A 15,711-nucleotide genomic window follows, 5' to 3' on the forward strand; every position below is an offset into this window, starting at 1 on the left:
GAAACCCCGTCCTTATAGGACGGCTTGACAAAAATATACAACACTCAGCCAACTAGATCACAAAAGACGTGTTAGACTGTGACGATATGGAAAAAGCCTATCGCTACCGAATCTACCCCACCACCGAGCAAGAAAAACTCTTGCGACGGACAATGGGTTGTACTCGGTTAGTGTACAACAAGGCTTTGGCTTACCGCACCGAATCTTGGTACGAACGCCAAGAAAGAGTTGGCTACGGCGAAACTTCCTCTATGCTAACGAACTGGAAGAAAGAGGAAGAACTTGATTTTTTGAATGAAGTTAGCTGCGTACCTCTTCAACAAGGGCTGCGCCATCTTCAGACAGCCTTCACCAATTTCTTTGCAGGACGAGCTAAGTATCCTAATTTTAAGAAAAAGCATAACGGCGGTAGTGCTGAATTTACCAAATCTGCTTTCCGCTGGAAAAACGGACAGGTCTTCTTGGCTAAATGTAATGAGCCATTACCTATCCGTTGGAGCAAACAGATTCCCGTAGGGTGTGTCCCGTCTACTATTACAGTAAAGTTAACTCCCGCAGGGCGTTGGTTTGTCTCCATACTGGTAGACGACTATACAATTAAGCCACTTCCAAAGTCAGACAAAACTATCGGGTTAGATGTGGGGATTACCAGCCTGATTGCCACCAGCGACGGTAATAAAATCGCCAACCCTAAACCTTTTAAGAAACTTCGCAAGAAGTTAAAAAGGAAGCAAAAAGCCGCTTCTCGCAAGCATCCGGGAAGCAACAATCGGGAGAAAGCCCGGAGACAGGTAGCAAAAGTTCACGCACAGATACTAGATGTGCGTAAAGATTTCTTGCACAAGCTAACGACTCAACTCGTTCGTGAAAACCAAACGATTGTAGTTGAGGATTTGGCTATCAAGAATATGGTGAAAAACCATAAGTTAGCTCTTGCCATTAGCGATGCTAGTTGGAGTGAATTGATTCGCCAACTAAGCTACAAGTGCGATTGGTACGGGCGCGATTTAATAAAAATAGACCGCTGGTTTCCTAGTTCTAAACGCTGTGGAAATTGCGGTCACATTGTTGAGAAATTACCATTGAATATTCGCGATTGGGAATGTCCCAAGTGCGGAACAAACCACGATCGCGATATCAATGCGGCAAAGAACATTTTGGCGGCTGGGCTAGCCGTTTCAGTCTGTGGAGCAACTGTAAGACCCGAAGAGAGCAAATCTCGGAAGGCTGGTGTTATGAAGCAGAAACCCAATTAGCGATGATTGGGAATCCCCGTCCGCGACGGTCGGGGTGGATGTCAATAATTGCCAGACTGACTTGGGAAATACTTGTCCATCCCGTTGAGGAGAAGTACCAATAACCCTAGTATACAAGCAGAATATAAATCTCCCCCCCATCCGGCGTGTAGCCAATTAAAAAGCGCCTCTCTGTCGGTTCCGTGAAAGTAAGTTAGCAAAGTATTGCGAAAAATGTTGGAAGTGATGCTAAGAATGGATGTAATCACTAAAAACAAAAGGCTTTTTTTGCGAGAGTTCCAAACTCCCGTCCAATCCAGCAGAATTAAGCTGACGTAAAGACTGGTAAACAGCATTTTCAAGCCTGCACAGTGTGGAGCAACTTCTACAATGCGCTCGTTTACGTACAGATAAATTTCTTCCACTCTCACGTTGATACCAATCTTAATTAATATCCAGCCTGATGCTTCAGCAATGAATTGCTGTAAGGGCAAGGCGTAGGGTTCTATGAGGTAAGGAATGTGGTTCGGCGAGGCCAGAAATACGAATAAAAGTGGCATCGCCTGCAATTTCAAGCCGGGAATTCCTTTTAAAGATAAGCAAATGCTGGCCAGCATTACGGGCAGGGATAAATTTACTAAATCGCTCAAGCGACTCAGATAAAAAAGCGTGGCTAGTACCAGTAAAAAGCCTCCCAAAGGATGCGGTGAGTTGGGTAAGCTGCGCCAGCACTTTCGGTTCATCCAAGCAATATAAGCTGCGTAGGGCAAACCAATTAGTCCGTGGCTGAAATATTCGTGTTCGAGGCTGATGCTTTTGTTCAACCAGCCGTCGTACCAATGTACTAGCAGGGGGGCGTACAGCAGCACTAGGAGCACCGTGATACTTTCCCCCAGGAGGTATCGCTTGAAAACAATGCGAATTTTGCGCTGGATGTGCATGGTTTGAGAAGTTTTGAGATTGCCACGCTGGATTGGCAACGCGAAAGCGGTTTTGAACTGTGAGTTAAAGATTTGTTAATTTCCAACTCAAACGCTTTTATAACCGCACCCTACTGCTTGAAACACCCTCAGCATAACTTTTATGAACAATTAACAATTCAATGATAGTACGATCGCCCGAACAACTTGCTCGATCTGAGTATTGCTCAATCCGGGATACATTGGCAATGATAAAATCTGTTCGCACAGGGTTTCTGCGTGGGGGAAGTCGCCCGGATTGCCTAAGTTTTGGTAGGCGGGTTGCAGGTGACAAGGTACGGGATAGTGTATGCCTGTTTGAATGCCGTGTTGGGCGAGTTTTTCCTGAAGGGTGTTGCGGTCTATCGAGCTTTCCTCAGTAATTTTGATAACATAGAGGTGATAAATGTGACCGCTGCTGCTGTGGTTGGCGATGGGTACAATTCCTTTGTGTTTCAGGGGTTCTAATAGAGTATTGTAGTGTTGAGCAGCGTCGGTGCGATCGCGATTCCATTTTTCTAAGTAAGGTAATTTAATATTGAGCACGGCGGCTTGCAAATTGTCGAGGCGGCTGTTGGTACCGATTTCTGTGTGCAAATATTTACTGGGTGCTCCATAATTGCGGAGAGTTCGCATTTTTTCTGCGAGCTCTGCATCGTTAGTAATTAACATCCCGCCGTCGCCAAAAGAACCGAGGTTTTTGCTGGGATAAAAGCTGAAGGCTGCTGCTTTCCCAATAGAGCCCGCGCGGTATCCTTCTCTTTCGGCTAAGTGCGCTTGGGCGGCATCTTCAAATATGATTAAATCGTGGCGCTTCGCAAAATCTAAAAGCTGCCGGGGCGATACCATTTGACCGTAGAGGTGTACGGGGATAATTGCTTTAGTTTTCGAGGTAACTGCTGTTTCGGCTGCTGTGAGGTCAATCAGGGCGGTTTCCGGGTCGCAATCTACGAGAATAGGTATAGCTTTGGCTTGGAGGACGGCGATCGCGGTGGCGATAAAAGTGTTAGCGGGTATGATAATTTCGTCGCCCGGATTAATGCCGCAAGCTTGCAGTCCCAGAGCGATCGCATCTGTTCCGCAAGCCACTCCTACGCCGTATTTTACTCCAGAAGCTGCTGCAAATGCTGTTTCAAATTCGGCGAGTGCTTGACCTAAAATAAAATCTCCTTGCTCGATAATTTTTCTAATTGCTTCTGCTATTTGGGATTGAATTGGTTGGTGTTGCAGGGATAGATTTACAAACGGAACTTGGGGCGGGCTACTACTCATACATCAGAGGAATACGAATTCTTTATATTAACATTCAAGTGCGGATATCTTTTAATTTTTTTTACCGCAGAGGACGCAGAGAGCGCAGAGGAAAAGAGGAAGAGAGAAGAAAGCCTCGCGCACTTTTATGGAGCTGTCAATTAAATCAAACTTTTTCGGTAATATAGAATCAGATAATTTTCCACCAATCAAAATCATGGAATACAAAAAACTCGGCGACAGCGACTTATCTGTATCGGAAATCTGTTTGGGTACGATGACTTACGGCCAGCAGAATACCGTTGAGGAAGCGGCCCAACAGCTCGATTTTGCGATCGATAGAGGCATCAACTTTATCGATACGGCAGAAATGTATCCCGTCCCTGGAAAGGCGGAAACTCAGGGAAAAACAGAGGAATATATCGGCGAATGGTTGGCGAAACAGCAGCGGGATAAAGTCATTATAGCGACTAAAGTAGCGGGCAGAAGCACTCGCTTAAAGTGGATTAGGGAAGGGAAAAATCAGATCGATCGCCCAAATGTCGAAAAAGCCCTGAATGACAGCCTGAAGCGCTTGCAAACTGACTACATTGACCTCTATCAGATCCACTGGCCCGATCGCTACGTGCCCTTATTTGGCGCGCCCGATTACGACATCGCCCAAGAACACGAAACTGTACCGATTTTGGAACAGTTAGAGGTATTTGCTGACTTAATTAAAGCTGGGAAAATCCGCTATTTGGGTTTGAGTAACGAGACGCCTTGGGGAGTTTGCGAGTTTTGCACGTTGGCTGAAAAACACGGCTTGCCGAAAGTTGTTTCCATTCAGAATGCTTTCAGTTTGACCAATCGCACATTTCACATGAATTTAGCAGAAACTTGCCGTTTTAAGAATGTGGGATTGATGGCTTACAGTCCTTTGGGGTTTGGGCTGTTAACGGGTAAATACTTGAATGGAATTCCCGAAAATTCTAGGTTGGCTTTATTTGCGGGATTCGGTCAGCGTTACGATAAAACTAATCTGAATGATGCGGTGAAAGCGTATGTTGAGATTGCGGGGAAACATGGGATAAGTCCGGCGCAGATGGCTTTGGCGTATGTGCGATCGCGCTGGTTTGTAACTAGCACAATTATCGGTGCAACAAGTCTCGAACAGTTGGAGGAAAATATCGGTAGTTTGGAGGTGAATTTGGATCGAGAGATTATAGCGGAAATCGATGCGGTGCACGCTAAGTATCCGAATCCGACACCGTAAGATATCTCGGCGGTTGAAACCGCTTCTACACACACAAAGTCCGCCTGCGCGGACTAAGAAATAGAGGGGAAACTTAACCCAGATTGGGTATTAGTAGGTTGGGTGGAGGTAATGAGCCCTACGTTTCACTTCGCCCAACTTACCACTTTTTTAATATTAGGAGGAGCGAGTATGAATAACAGTCAAAAATTTACTTTTCAGTTAGGAGAACGTTTTTTAGAAAATTACGCCGATCCTCCAGAAGATCCATTGGGAGAACTTACTCATTTTGAAATGGCTATCCGGCGTTTTTGTTTTGAGTACGATCATAAAGTTTTACTAGAAATAGGTGATGAGAGAATACAGGTATTTTTAGATCCTGATATCTGTATGATTTTGGACGATAATCTGCCCGAACAAATTAGGAAACTGTCACAAGGTAAGCCAATAGAAATAGATTTTGCTGAAAGTTGTACGCTAACTATCAAGTTAGTACCCACAGACGATCGCATTAGCTGTACTTTGAGCAAGTTTGGAACTTCTGGCTGGGAAAAGCATTTTGAGTTCGATCGCACTCAAGTATTAGATGTACTCAGACGTTTTCTTCAGGAAGTGATGCAGCTAGCTGTAGATAAGGGTTTCATCACGTTGGAAGAGAAGGAGGAATTTATTCGTCCGGCTTTTGCTAGCAGTACGGATGCTGCGGTATTGAGTAAGTAGTTGGTTTGGGTGGTGTTTTGGGCGATCGACCTTTTTTAATATAATGACGGACAAGTTTCAATCCCTAATAAATATTTAGGTTAACTGCATTTTTAAAAGTTCCGTCCCACATCTTGCTAAATGTATCGGTTTCAGTCCCTAATAGAGATTTAAGTTAATTGCCACTCAAAAACGCACCCCGGTGCGCTTTTGACAGAGAATAAAGCTGTTTCAATCCCTAATGGGGATTTAGGGTAATTGTGGCTATGCAGGATTTAACGCTAAATACCCGCTTTGCGGTTTCACTCCTTAATTAAGTTAATTAATACCTCACATTCAATTACTATCTCATTTCCTATCCTGTTTCGTTTTTCTCTATCCCGTTTTGCTGTACTGGTAACACAGGATAAACAAAAAAGATCGATAATTTATCGCCAAAATTTTGTTGACTACTAGCCAGCTAATGTGCTAATAATAAATAAAGAACGTCCCTACTACTTGGAGGTGTTAAGGACGCTCTATTCAAACCATGAATTCTAGAACGGTAGTATTGAACTGCATTAACCCGTTCTCAGGATTCTGGATGTTATTTAATTTATGCAAAACAATGATACCACAAAATCACGCGCGATCGCTACTCGAAAAGCTGCTCGATCATCCTCATGGTTGGGAGATAGCCCGTATGGTTTATGGGTCATACCCTAGTCAAGAGCTTATACTCTCGGACATTCAGCGCGGTATGCAAAAACTCAAAGACAGAGTGACTACCTTAGAACGCTTACACTCTGAGGATGAGGATCGGAAAGATAAAAACCGTGGATGGGAATACGAGTCAGATTCCTGGGATAACAATGGTTCATCAAAAGCGGACTCCTTGGAACGCGAATATTCATCCGAAGAACTAGGAAGCTGGTAAAAAGTACGATCGCCCTTCCCATCCAAAAAATAGGACAATGGTAAAGGGCGATCGCACTTCACCTAAATGCTTAATACGATCGCACTTTTTGCTGTTTTTCCTGCAAAAACTCCGCAAAATCGCAGACTTCAGCCACTAACTCGTCAGGTAAATTATTTAAAACCGACAGTAAATGCTCTCGAATCCCCATCATTTCGTCGGCAGATTTTACTAATTGCAACTGATGCGGATAAACTGTTTCAACACCAATCGTTTCCATAAATGCGCCCGGTTCATCCTGAGTTGCAGGCACAAAATCCCCGCCAACTTCTGCTTTCACCCATCCGCCAAATAATTCTACTAAATAAGCTTCACCATTCTTGAAAACCTCAACAATTGTCCCGGCTGTTTGTGGCGGTGCAATCTCGCCATCAGCGAGGGCGACTCCTTCGGTTAAAGTCACTGCATCCAATAACTGAAATTTGCTCATTGCTGTCTCCCAAAGCGTTGAGGAAATGCGGTAACAAATCTAGCAATATCTTCACCAAATAAAACAATCCAACCTGTACGGATTTGCCAAGATACTCCCGATCGCCCTGTAACTAAAATAATAGCTTCGTAGCGTTCTCCATAGTCATTCTGTCCGACTGGCTGTAACAATTCTAGCGAGATTTGGGCTATAATTGCGTCTCGAATCGCCTCCGGTGACTCAAACCCCATCACCTCCCGCCAGAATTTCTGCTTATCTCCGCCTACTCCTGCTTCCGTGGCACTGCTGAAGAGATATTGCGCCTTAGCAATGGGAAACTCTAAACGAGTGGGTGCATTCATAGCATTGAGGCTGAGAGTTGATACTGGAGACTAGCATTAATATCCTCCGCTTCCAAATAAGGATAAGCTGCCCAAATTTCCTCTACACTCATCCCATTTGCTACTAAACTCACTACCAAAGAAACAGTAACTCGCATTCCTCGAATGCAAGCTCTTCCTCCCATAATTTTTGGATCGAAGGTAATGCGATCGAACATCATATCCTCCCACTCTTCCTTAATGTCCCAATAGCTTATCCCGCAAATGCTTAATCCGATCGCGCAATTTACCCGCCTCCTCAAACTCCAACTTCTTAGCCGCCGCCTTCATCTGGGCTTCCAACCGCCCGATTAACTGAGGAATCTCATCCAAAGATAACTCGTTCACCTGTTCGTAAACCTCCTCCAACTGCTGAGAATTCAGCTTGCGCGACACGTCCAAAAATGCCAAAATCGCATTGCTCGATCGCTTTTTCGCGATCGGCTGCGGCGTAATCCCGTGCATCTTATTGTACGCTAGCTGAATCCCCCGGCGCCGATCCGTTTCGTCGATCGCCTTAACCATACTATCCGTCAAATTATCCGCGTACAGAATAGCCTGTCCCTGAACGTGCCGCGCCGCCCTTCCAATCGTTTGAATCAACGAACGTCCCGATCGCAAAAACCCCTCTTTATCCGCATCCAAAATTACCACCAGCGAAACTTCCGGCAAATCCAAACCTTCCCGCAGCAAGTTAACACCAATCAATACATCAAACTTACCATCCTGCAAATCTTGGATAATTTCGATGCGTTGAATCGACTGAATTTCCGAGTGCAAATACCGGACTTTAATAGCCCTCTCCTGCAAATATTCGGTTAAATCTTCCGCCATCCGCTTGGTTAAAGTCGTCACCAAAACTCGCTCGTCCCGACTTACTCTCTCCTTGATTTCCCCCAACAAATCGTCAATTTGTCCTTCCGTCGGGCGCACGAAAATTGTCGGATCTACTACTCCGGTAGGGCGAATTACTTGCTCTGCAACTCTGCCTTCGGATATTTCCATTTCCCAATCCCCAGGCGTAGCCGAAACAAAGATGCACTGATTCTCTTTTGCCCAGAATTCCTCTGCTTTTAAAGGGCGGTTATCTGCCGCGCTAGGCAAGCGAAAACCGTGTTCGATCAATACTTTTTTGCGCGCTTGGTCGCCGTTGTACATTCCCCGAATTTGCGGCACGGTGACGTGAGATTCATCTATCACCAACATCCAATCTTTCGGGAAATAATCAATCAAACATTCTGGCGGTTCCCCCGCATTTCTCCCTGCTAAATGCCGCGAATAATTCTCGACTCCGTTGCAGTAACCTACCTCGCGCAGCATTTCCAAATCGTAGCGCGTGCGCTGTTCCAACCGCTGAGCTTCTAATAATTTCCCTTCTTTTTCAAATTCTGCCAATCGGTCTTCTAATTCGAGTTCTATCCCTTGGCAAGCTGCCTCTAATTTATCTTCTGCTGTGACAAAGTGGCGCGCTGGATAGATATTTAAAGCCGTTGAACTTTGTAGGATTTTACCTGTTACGGGGTCAACGTAGCGAATGGCATCGATTTCGTCGCCGAAGAATTCAACGCGAATAATTCTATCTTCGTAAGCGGGGCCAATTTCCAAAACATCGCCTTTGACGCGAAATTTGCCTCTGCCTAAATCTATATCGTTGCGGCTGTATTGGACGTTGACTAAATCTCGCAAAACTTGCCGCTGGTTGACTTCCATTCCTACTCGCAAAGGAATAGCAGCTTTCAGGTATTCTGCGGGCATTCCCAAACCGTAGATGCAGCTAATTGAAGCAACTACAATTACGTCGCGGCGTTCAAAGAGCGATCGCGTGGCGGAGTGCCGCAGCATATCTATCTCGTCGTTAATTGCTGCCGTTTTCTCAATGAAAGTATCGGTGACGGCAATGTATGCTTCAGGTTGGTAGTAGTCGTAATAACTGACAAAGTATTCGACTGCATTGTTCGGGAAAAAATTTCGCAGTTCGTTGCACAGTTGAGCTGCCAGGGTTTTGTTGTGTGCTAGAACTAAGGTGGGTCTGCCGATTTTTTCAATCACCGAGGCAATGGAGAAGGTTTTGCCCGTACCTGTGGCACCGAGTAAGGTTTGAAATCGATCGCCCGCTTCGATGCCTTTGACAAGTTGCTCGATCGCTAGCGGTTGGTCGCCTGTGGGCTGGAAGGGCGCTTGCAATTGAAAAGATGCTGCCGCAGTTACCATAGGAAAATGTAGCTATTACCCATAAATCTTAACAAAAATGCAGAGATTCTGCAATTTCGTTAAAAAAATAGTTAGACTTTGTAATATTATTTTAATCATCGGCCGAAATAGCAAGCAGAAAGCCAAGAAAAGCAGTTGTCCGAACCCAGCAATCAACGCCCAAAAATAAGCGAGGAAAAGAATTATGGATACGCGCAGCACAGGTACAGGCAAAGGCAAAGCGATCGCCCGCCGCGGCAAAGGCAGTTCCAAAAGCCAAGCGACAGAACCCACGGATGCCAAAGCAACAGGAATTCAACTTTATCGGCCTCAACTGATGCATGACAACCGCCCCGTCGGTCCTGACGATTTTACCATCAGCGAGACCGTCTCGATATCGGGGAACCGCCCGATCGGCACTAGCACCCTGCACCTCAGCGAAACCTACGGCATTGTAGGCAATCGCCCGGTGGAATCCAGCGACTTTGAAGTGGTTGCTACACTCGGCAATCGCCCGATCGGTTCCAGCGCCATGCAAGTCAGTGAAATGTTCAGTATGTCCGGTGCCCGCCCTATTGGCATCAGCACTCTGCACATTGATGAAGTTTACTCGACAATGGGAGGAAACCGCCCCATTGCCTCAAACGAAATTGACGATAGCTCGGCCTTAATGGGCTTCTTAGATTAATTAGTCAGTTGTTAGTTGTTAGTTGACTGTTGTCAGTTGACCGTTGTCAGTTGACTGTTGACTGTTGTTATTTCTTATTTGTTACCTGCTACTAATAAGCAATAACCATAGCACTTCTGGGTTTAATGAGGTACGTCTGGTAATTGGTAATTGAGAGGGATGTATAGCGGTTTTCTCTTGAAGTGAAATGCTAATCTGTAGGGTGCGTCGCCCTCAGATGAGAAATGAAAATTGCAGATTTTTCCGGGCGACGCACCTTACCCTTATCAATAGCGGATCTAACAATTTGTGGCGTCCAGAACTGTAATAATTACAGTCAACAGTCAACAGTCAACAGCCAACAGTCAACTAACTACTTCCCCAGACTCTGATATTTACTCAATAAAGCAGCAAAGCGTTTGTAATCCACAGGCTTCCTCAAATACTCCGCTGCTCCCAATTCCAAACCCTGATTTTTGTCGTCCAAAAAAGTTATCATAATAACCGGAATCTCAGCCAAATCTTGATCGGCTTTCAATGCCGACAGCACCGCCCAGCCGTCCATACTTGGCATCATCACGTCCAGAAGAATCGCGTCCGGCCGCAACTCCTTAGCCAACAGAAGCCCCCCTTGACCGCTAGCCGACGATCGCACCCGAAATCCCTGTTTCGACAAGCAGCGAGTCATCAAATCCCGCGCGTCTGGATCGTCGTCAATCACCAGCACAGTAGCAGCATCTGGCAGATCCAGCGGTTGCGATCGCACTGCTTTTTGCTTCGCTTCCGTCGCCCCTAAACTCGTTTCTAACTCCTCGGAATACTCTGCCTGTATTTCTGCGATTTCTCGATCTTCCTGCGCTTCTTTCGGGCTTTTAACCTCAATCGGCAACCGGATCGTAAAACTAGAACCGCAATCAAACTCGCTCTCAACGGTAATGTCCCCACCCATCATCTGGCAAAATTTCCGGCTAATTGTCAGCCCTAAACCGGTGCCGCCGTATTTGCGGGTAGTAGAATCGTCCGCTTGAGCGAAAGCTCCGAACAGCCTCGACACCTGATCCTCAGTCATGCCGATGCCGGTATCGGTTACTTGAAACACGATCGAAGGCTGTTGACACCGAGAAGGATCTGCCGAGAGTTCTTCGGAATTGCCGATCGGCAAAACCTCCCCTTCTTCCTTCCAAACATTAATCGTAATTTGGCCTTGAGCGGTAAACTTAGCAGCATTGCTCACCAAATTCAACAGCGCTTGCCGCAGCTTCGACGAATCGGAGTAGATCGTGCCAATATTGGGATCGCAATTGACGATCAAAGTATTGCCATTTTTCCCTAGCGTCGGTTGAACAATAGTGACAACCTGCTCGATCAAATCCAACACCTCAAAAGTCTCCAAGAAAAGAGTCATCTTTCCTGCTTCAATTTTAGAAATATCCAAGATGTCACTAATAATGGTGAGCAACTGCTTGCCTGCCATATTAATGCTTGCCAAATCCATCACAAACTCTTCTTCGCCGAGTTCCAGAGCCTCTTCTTGCAGCAGCTCGCTGTAGCCGATAATCGCATTCAAGGGTGTCCGCAACTCGTGAGTCATATTTGCCAAAAAAGTGCTTTTCGCGCGGTTGGCAGCTTCCGCGGCATTCTTAGCGACTTCCAATTCCTCCGATCGTTCTTCTAGCTGCCGCTGTCGCACCTCCAAACCCTTGAGCAAACTGCTAATTTGCTGAGCCATTGTATTGAGAGTAGAAGATAGCACCCCGATCGCGTCATTAGAAACCACAGGCGATCGAGCCGTCAAATCACCGCTTGCCATCTGTTCGGCAGTTTGCCGCAGCAAGCCGAGATTCCGAATAATTGCCGACACAGACACAAAACCCACTATCCCCGCGATCAAACTCAAAACCAAAGCTGCCAGCAGCCAGTGCTGAGTGCGGCTCGCCACAAAGAGAGTTTGCTGCACCAGCACCGCCATTGCGGCCTCAGAAACCGCCGCCGCCGGATTTGAGGCAGCCTCTATTGTCAGCAAATAGTTCTTCATATCCACAGAACCCATCCACCCGACTCCCACCGCCATCCAAGTTATCAGTACCAAGATGACAAACAGCCCGCTCAAAGAAGCCCGAGTTCCCAAAGAAATCTGCCTCGGAGCAAATGCCGCCGCCCAAGGATAGGCTTTGAGAAAAGGATCTGGCGCAACCGGTGCGCCGGAATTCCAAATCTCCTCAATTTGACCGTCCAACCTCACCTTACCAATCCGCACTGTTTTCCAGGTATGCTGAGTTTGGGCATCTATTTTTACCTTGCCCGATGGCGCTGCAAACTCAATATTTTTAGCAGCAGCCCTGACTTTAACCACATCTGTCGAACCAGCTTTTTCTACTGCTTGCTTCCACAGGTAAACGCCCAAATAAGCTGCTTCGATCGGGTCATCCGTGACTCTATTTTCCCCGTATCGGGCTTTATAAGCCTTGACAAATTTACGATTTTCCGGTGTATCCACCGTTTGAAAATAGTTCCAAACCACCAAATGTCCAGCAATATTGGACGACCCGATCGCCCGCACTTCCTCTTCTGCTACGCTGACCGACATCACCGGCAAATCATCGGGTTTCAAGCCAACTTCCCGCAACTTTTGGAAAAAAGCCACATTGCTATCGCCGTTGAGAGTGTTGAGAATAGCATCGGGTTTCACTGCTAAGATATGTGCGATCGCCTCGCCCACTTCCCTCGAACCCAGCGGCAGATAAACTTCCCCGGCTAACTCTCCCCCCAGTGCCGCCAGTTGAGCTTTCACAATCCGATTTGCCGTCCGGGGAAAGATATAGTCCGAACCCAACAGGAAAATTTTCCGTTTCCCCTGTGCCAGCAAGTAATTCACCCCAGGCACAATCTGTTGGTTCGGGGCAGCACCAGTGTAGAAAATATTCGGACACTGTTCTAGCCCTTCATACTGCACCGGATAGAACAGCAACCCGCTGCCGTGCTCGAAAGCCGGCTGTACAGCCTTGCGGCTCGCCGAAGTCCAACAGCCAAATACCACCGCCACCTGCGCTTCTAGGAGCAATTGCTTAGCTTTTTGAGCAAAAGTTTGCAAATCGCTGGCTCCATCTTCTATAACCGCTTCCAAGGGGCGCCCCAGCACCCCTCCCGCCGCATTAATTTCCTCAACAGCCAACAGCGTCGCATCTTTAACTGAAATTTCGCTGATGGACATCGTGCCCGTCAGGGAATGCAAAACGCCTATTTTGATCGGCTCACGAGTCGGGCCGGCTGCTTCGAGAGGGTTACTGCTCCTTGCTCCCATAGGGTTTTAGATAATTTTTACTAATAACAGAAATTTTAGTTCGATCCTGCTGGAGGTTAGCCTTGAGGCTAACTCTTGTTTAGCAGATTATTTAAGCCGATCGCCACCAAACTTGGGAATTGCTGCACCCTGTTGATTTTAACCGTCAAACTGCTCTACATCTGACTTAAGTCTGCAGTGACAACTCCTACACCAACACAAGCTGTCACCATTGGTGTAGGCTTCTCAGTGACTCCTGCTATTGCATAGGACATTAACTGAGCTTTAAGAACGGGTTGCCCCACCGCTCTATTTTTGATATTAACTGCGGCATTATGGTCACGGTCTAGACTGCACCCACAGTGAGGACAGTCATGCCAACGAATATGCAGCTTTTTTGGTACTTTCTCGCCGCAATTAGAACAATCTTGTGAAGTATTATGGGCACTTACTGGGACAACCAACAAACCCGCGTTTTCGGCTTTGTTTGTCAGTATCGACAGAAAACTTGACCACCCAGCGTCCAACACAGATTTAGCCAACCTTGTACGAGCTAGACCTTTGATGTTTAAATCCTCGTGTGCGATTACGTCATATTTTGACAGCAGCCAATTAGCTGTCTTGAAGTGGAAGTCTTTTCTTTTATCTGCCACCTTCTTGTGTTGTCTGCCCAGTTGCTTAATAGCTTTAAGCCTGCTATTGCTCCCCTTTTTGCGACGTGACACTCGCTTTTGAATAGTTCGCAAGCATTTTTGTTCTTTACGGTAATATTGGGGCGGGGCGACTGTTTCGCCTTCAGATGTTGTCAAAAACTCCTTCAATCCCACGTCAATACCTGTTATTGAAAGAGGATTAAAGTCTGGCTTTATCTCTGGAACCGTCTTGTCTTCTAGGGAGAGCGTAAGGTAATAACCATCAGCTTTCTTGGTGACAGATGCGGTTTTGATTTTGAACCCATCAGGGGTAGGGCGGTGCAAGACAACTTTAACTTTCCCAAACATCGGCAAGTTAATCAAGTTGCCATGCAAGCATCCCTCTTTCATTTGCGGATAAGTAAAGGTGCGATAGCGACTGCGAGCTTTGAATCGAGGTTTACCGCTGCGTTTTCCGCTGCTATCACCTTTTAGGAAACGGTCAAATGTTGTCTTAACTCGCTTAACTACATCCTGAAGGACTTGCGAATATATTTCGCTATACCAAGGATTTGTTTTCTTGAGTTGAGGTAACGTTTTCTTTTGCGAGCAATAATCGGGATTGTCTCGCAGTTCAGGTAGGTAACAGACGAGATTGCAGGCGTTAACAGGAGAGCGATTTTGTTCGTACCAATTAAATCTATCAGCCAACAGGTAATTGTATTGGGCAGACAGCATGGATAGCCATCTGTCTAGCTCAATGGCTTGCTGTTTTGTTGGACGTAGTTTGTACTGGTAAGCCGTTCTCATTAATTGGCAAATATTGGATCGCAGTCGGTACGCATCAATTAGTGTTACTGTACCAGAATGCGTTATTTACTGTCAAGTACAAAGGAGAAAATAGACCCATTAAATAAAGAGTTTGTTTGTCTCGTCATCCACCCGCCCACCGCTCAAAACATAGTTTTGAATTGGTTGACGGTGGAATCCACAGCGAAACGCGACTTTCATCCCACACTAATCGAAGCGATATAGTGTGGGGATTCCCGTCTGGCTAGCTAAATTGCCTCCCATTTCTCTCTTCATCTTTTACCGATGTCCAAAGAGCCTCATCCAACAACATTCGACACTTAATGCGATCGCGCGCACCGCAGAAAAATTTTCCCCCCCTCCTCCCTCTCCCCTACTCATTCACTGCCCGCGCCTTGCGACTCACCAAGCAATCTCATGCACTCACGCACTCTTCCCCTTCCCATATCTTTCTTCCGGCCGATGGAAGTCTTCCTAATTTCTCTTACTTTAAAACTAAAAACTCTTCTCCAGCTCCTATCTATCTTCAGGGAGAGGGACGGCTTCGTCATTGGCGTTATTATAAATATAAGGTTAACTTGTAACTAGCCTTGTTAAAAATAAATTTTGCAAACAATAGGGTCAAGACAAATGAATATTGAAGAAAATGCGACCCACACTGGCAGCGAAAATCAAGTAACGCTACCAAAATCAAAGGAAACCTTGCTCGGCGAGGAAACAGAAAAAGCCCTCGGTCAGCAAAAAAAAGAAAATGCTCAAACTATGCGCGCTGTCGAACAGTTGAAAGAAGAACTTCAGGACAGAATAGATGAAGAATGTCATCACAAGGTAGATTAAAACTAATACGGAATTTGTTCGGGTGTGGGTAAGATGCGGTCTTGCCCACACCCCCCTTTTTAAGGCAGAACGCAGAAGGCAGAATTAAATAAAAATGGTTCTTCCTTACTTGGTATGCCAAACTAACCATTAAAATGCCAAGTAAGTAAACATCTATTTTTGTAGTTTTCAAA

14 protein-coding genes are annotated in these 15,711 nt (G+C 46.1%); 6 read left to right on the forward strand and 8 right to left on the reverse strand.

What is annotated here, in order from left to right; all coding sequences use genetic code 11:
* The first annotated feature begins 86 nt into the window (after nt 1-86).
* On the forward strand, nt 87-1,256 hold the full coding sequence (locus tag QUB06_RS07940) for an RNA-guided endonuclease TnpB family protein (protein WP_333434830.1): 1,170 nt from the start codon (nt 87-89) through the stop codon (nt 1,254-1,256).
* Nucleotides 1,257-1,297: 41 nt separating this feature from the next.
* On the opposite strand, the gene crtB is transcribed toward QUB06_RS07940, so the two are convergent.
* Together crtB and QUB06_RS07950 are read right to left on the reverse strand one after the other, a co-directional pair.
* Nucleotides 1,298-2,176 (reverse strand): cyanoexosortase B, encoded by an 879-nt coding sequence (gene crtB, locus QUB06_RS07945; RefSeq protein WP_333434846.1) that lies wholly within the window; start codon nt 2,174-2,176, stop codon nt 1,298-1,300.
* A 150-nt stretch (nt 2,177-2,326) separates the two neighbouring features.
* The gene (locus QUB06_RS07950) at nt 2,327-3,466 is read right to left on the reverse strand and encodes a DegT/DnrJ/EryC1/StrS family aminotransferase (RefSeq protein ID WP_333434831.1); all 1,140 of its coding nucleotides are present in this window, start codon (nt 3,464-3,466) and stop codon (nt 2,327-2,329) included.
* 196 nt (nt 3,467-3,662) lie between these two features.
* On the opposite strand from QUB06_RS07950, the gene QUB06_RS07955 reads away from it, so the two are divergent.
* The 3 genes from QUB06_RS07955 (at nt 3,663) to QUB06_RS07965 (ending at nt 6,294) form a co-directional block, all read left to right on the forward strand.
* On the forward strand, nt 3,663-4,700 hold the full coding sequence (locus tag QUB06_RS07955; protein ID WP_333434832.1) for an NADP(H)-dependent aldo-keto reductase: 1,038 nt from the start codon (nt 3,663-3,665) through the stop codon (nt 4,698-4,700).
* 171 nt (nt 4,701-4,871) lie between these two features.
* Entirely contained in the window at nt 4,872-5,399 is a 528-nt protein-coding gene (locus QUB06_RS07960) for a hypothetical protein (protein ID WP_333434833.1), read from the forward strand.
* 586 nt (nt 5,400-5,985) lie between these two features.
* Nucleotides 5,986-6,294 (forward strand): hypothetical protein, encoded by a 309-nt coding sequence (locus QUB06_RS07965; RefSeq protein ID WP_333434834.1) that lies wholly within the window; start codon nt 5,986-5,988, stop codon nt 6,292-6,294.
* Nucleotides 6,295-6,364: 70 nt separating this feature from the next.
* On the opposite strand, the gene QUB06_RS07970 is transcribed toward QUB06_RS07965, so the two are convergent.
* The 4 genes from QUB06_RS07970 to uvrB are packed head-to-tail and all read right to left on the reverse strand — an operon-like array spanning nt 6,365 to nt 9,333.
* The gene (locus QUB06_RS07970; RefSeq protein WP_333037913.1) at nt 6,365-6,763 is read right to left on the reverse strand and encodes a DUF2281 domain-containing protein; all 399 of its coding nucleotides are present in this window, start codon (nt 6,761-6,763) and stop codon (nt 6,365-6,367) included.
* A complete protein-coding gene (locus tag QUB06_RS07975) occupies nt 6,760-7,104 on the reverse strand; it encodes a DUF6883 domain-containing protein (RefSeq protein ID WP_333434835.1) in 345 nt (114 codons plus the stop codon). Before QUB06_RS07975 ends, QUB06_RS07970 begins: the two co-directional genes overlap by 4 nt.
* Nucleotides 7,101-7,304: a DUF433 domain-containing protein gene (locus tag QUB06_RS07980; RefSeq protein ID WP_333434836.1), complete on the reverse strand. Its 204-nt coding sequence runs from the start codon at nt 7,302-7,304 to the stop codon at nt 7,101-7,103. The genes QUB06_RS07975 and QUB06_RS07980 overlap by 4 nt, the downstream gene beginning before the upstream one ends.
* A 16-nt stretch (nt 7,305-7,320) precedes the next feature.
* Nucleotides 7,321-9,333, reverse strand: coding sequence for an excinuclease ABC subunit UvrB (uvrB, locus tag QUB06_RS07985; protein ID WP_333434837.1), 2,013 nt, complete (start codon nt 9,331-9,333; stop codon nt 7,321-7,323).
* Between the two features lie 184 nt (nt 9,334-9,517).
* Here uvrB and QUB06_RS07990 point away from each other — a divergent pair, with 184 nt between their 5' ends.
* Nucleotides 9,518-10,000, forward strand: coding sequence for a hypothetical protein (locus tag QUB06_RS07990; protein WP_333434838.1), 483 nt, complete (start codon nt 9,518-9,520; stop codon nt 9,998-10,000).
* Nucleotides 10,001-10,352: 352 nt separating this feature from the next.
* Here QUB06_RS07990 and urtA read toward each other — a convergent pair whose 3' ends face one another.
* On the reverse strand, nt 10,353-13,280 hold the full coding sequence (gene urtA / locus QUB06_RS07995; RefSeq protein ID WP_333434839.1) for an urea ABC transporter substrate-binding protein: 2,928 nt from the start codon (nt 13,278-13,280) through the stop codon (nt 10,353-10,355).
* A 155-nt stretch (nt 13,281-13,435) separates the two neighbouring features.
* Entirely contained in the window at nt 13,436-14,701 is a 1,266-nt protein-coding gene (locus QUB06_RS08000) for a transposase (RefSeq protein ID WP_333434840.1), read from the reverse strand.
* Nucleotides 14,702-15,331: 630 nt separating this feature from the next.
* Between QUB06_RS08000 and QUB06_RS08005 the strand changes: the two genes are divergently transcribed.
* Nucleotides 15,332-15,538: a hypothetical protein gene (locus QUB06_RS08005; protein ID WP_333434841.1), complete on the forward strand. Its 207-nt coding sequence runs from the start codon at nt 15,332-15,334 to the stop codon at nt 15,536-15,538.
* The last annotated feature ends 173 nt before the right edge of the window (nt 15,539-15,711 follow it).

The organism is Microcoleus sp. D2_18a_D3, from assembly GCF_036702455.1.
In the GTDB taxonomy this organism is placed as follows: Bacteria; Cyanobacteriota; Cyanobacteriia; order Cyanobacteriales; family Microcoleaceae; genus Microcoleus.

Bases quoted from the DNA above. Each gene is read 5' to 3' on its own strand.
- QUB06_RS07955 (WP_333434832.1), top strand. From the start codon at position 3,663: ATGGAATACAAAAAACTCGGCGACAGCGACTTATCTGTATCGGAAATC.
- QUB06_RS07980 (WP_333434836.1), bottom strand. From the start codon at position 7,304: ATGATGTTCGATCGCATTACCTTCGATCCAAAAATTATGGGAGGAAGA.
- uvrB (WP_333434837.1), bottom strand. From the start codon at position 9,333: ATGGTAACTGCGGCAGCATCTTTTCAATTGCAAGCGCCCTTCCAGCCC.
- QUB06_RS08005 (WP_333434841.1), top strand. From the start codon at position 15,332: ATGAATATTGAAGAAAATGCGACCCACACTGGCAGCGAAAATCAAGTA.
- urtA (WP_333434839.1), bottom strand. From the start codon at position 13,280: ATGGGAGCAAGGAGCAGTAACCCTCTCGAAGCAGCCGGCCCGACTCGT.
- QUB06_RS07940 (WP_333434830.1), top strand. From the start codon at position 87: ATGGAAAAAGCCTATCGCTACCGAATCTACCCCACCACCGAGCAAGAA.
- crtB (WP_333434846.1), bottom strand. From the start codon at position 2,176: ATGCACATCCAGCGCAAAATTCGCATTGTTTTCAAGCGATACCTCCTG.
- QUB06_RS08000 (WP_333434840.1), bottom strand. From the start codon at position 14,701: ATGAGAACGGCTTACCAGTACAAACTACGTCCAACAAAACAGCAAGCC.
- QUB06_RS07950 (WP_333434831.1), bottom strand. From the start codon at position 3,466: ATGAGTAGTAGCCCGCCCCAAGTTCCGTTTGTAAATCTATCCCTGCAA.
- QUB06_RS07965 (WP_333434834.1), top strand. From the start codon at position 5,986: ATGATACCACAAAATCACGCGCGATCGCTACTCGAAAAGCTGCTCGAT.
- QUB06_RS07990 (WP_333434838.1), top strand. From the start codon at position 9,518: ATGGATACGCGCAGCACAGGTACAGGCAAAGGCAAAGCGATCGCCCGC.
- QUB06_RS07975 (WP_333434835.1), bottom strand. From the start codon at position 7,104: ATGAATGCACCCACTCGTTTAGAGTTTCCCATTGCTAAGGCGCAATAT.
- QUB06_RS07960 (WP_333434833.1), top strand. From the start codon at position 4,872: ATGAATAACAGTCAAAAATTTACTTTTCAGTTAGGAGAACGTTTTTTA.
- QUB06_RS07970 (WP_333037913.1), bottom strand. From the start codon at position 6,763: ATGAGCAAATTTCAGTTATTGGATGCAGTGACTTTAACCGAAGGAGTC.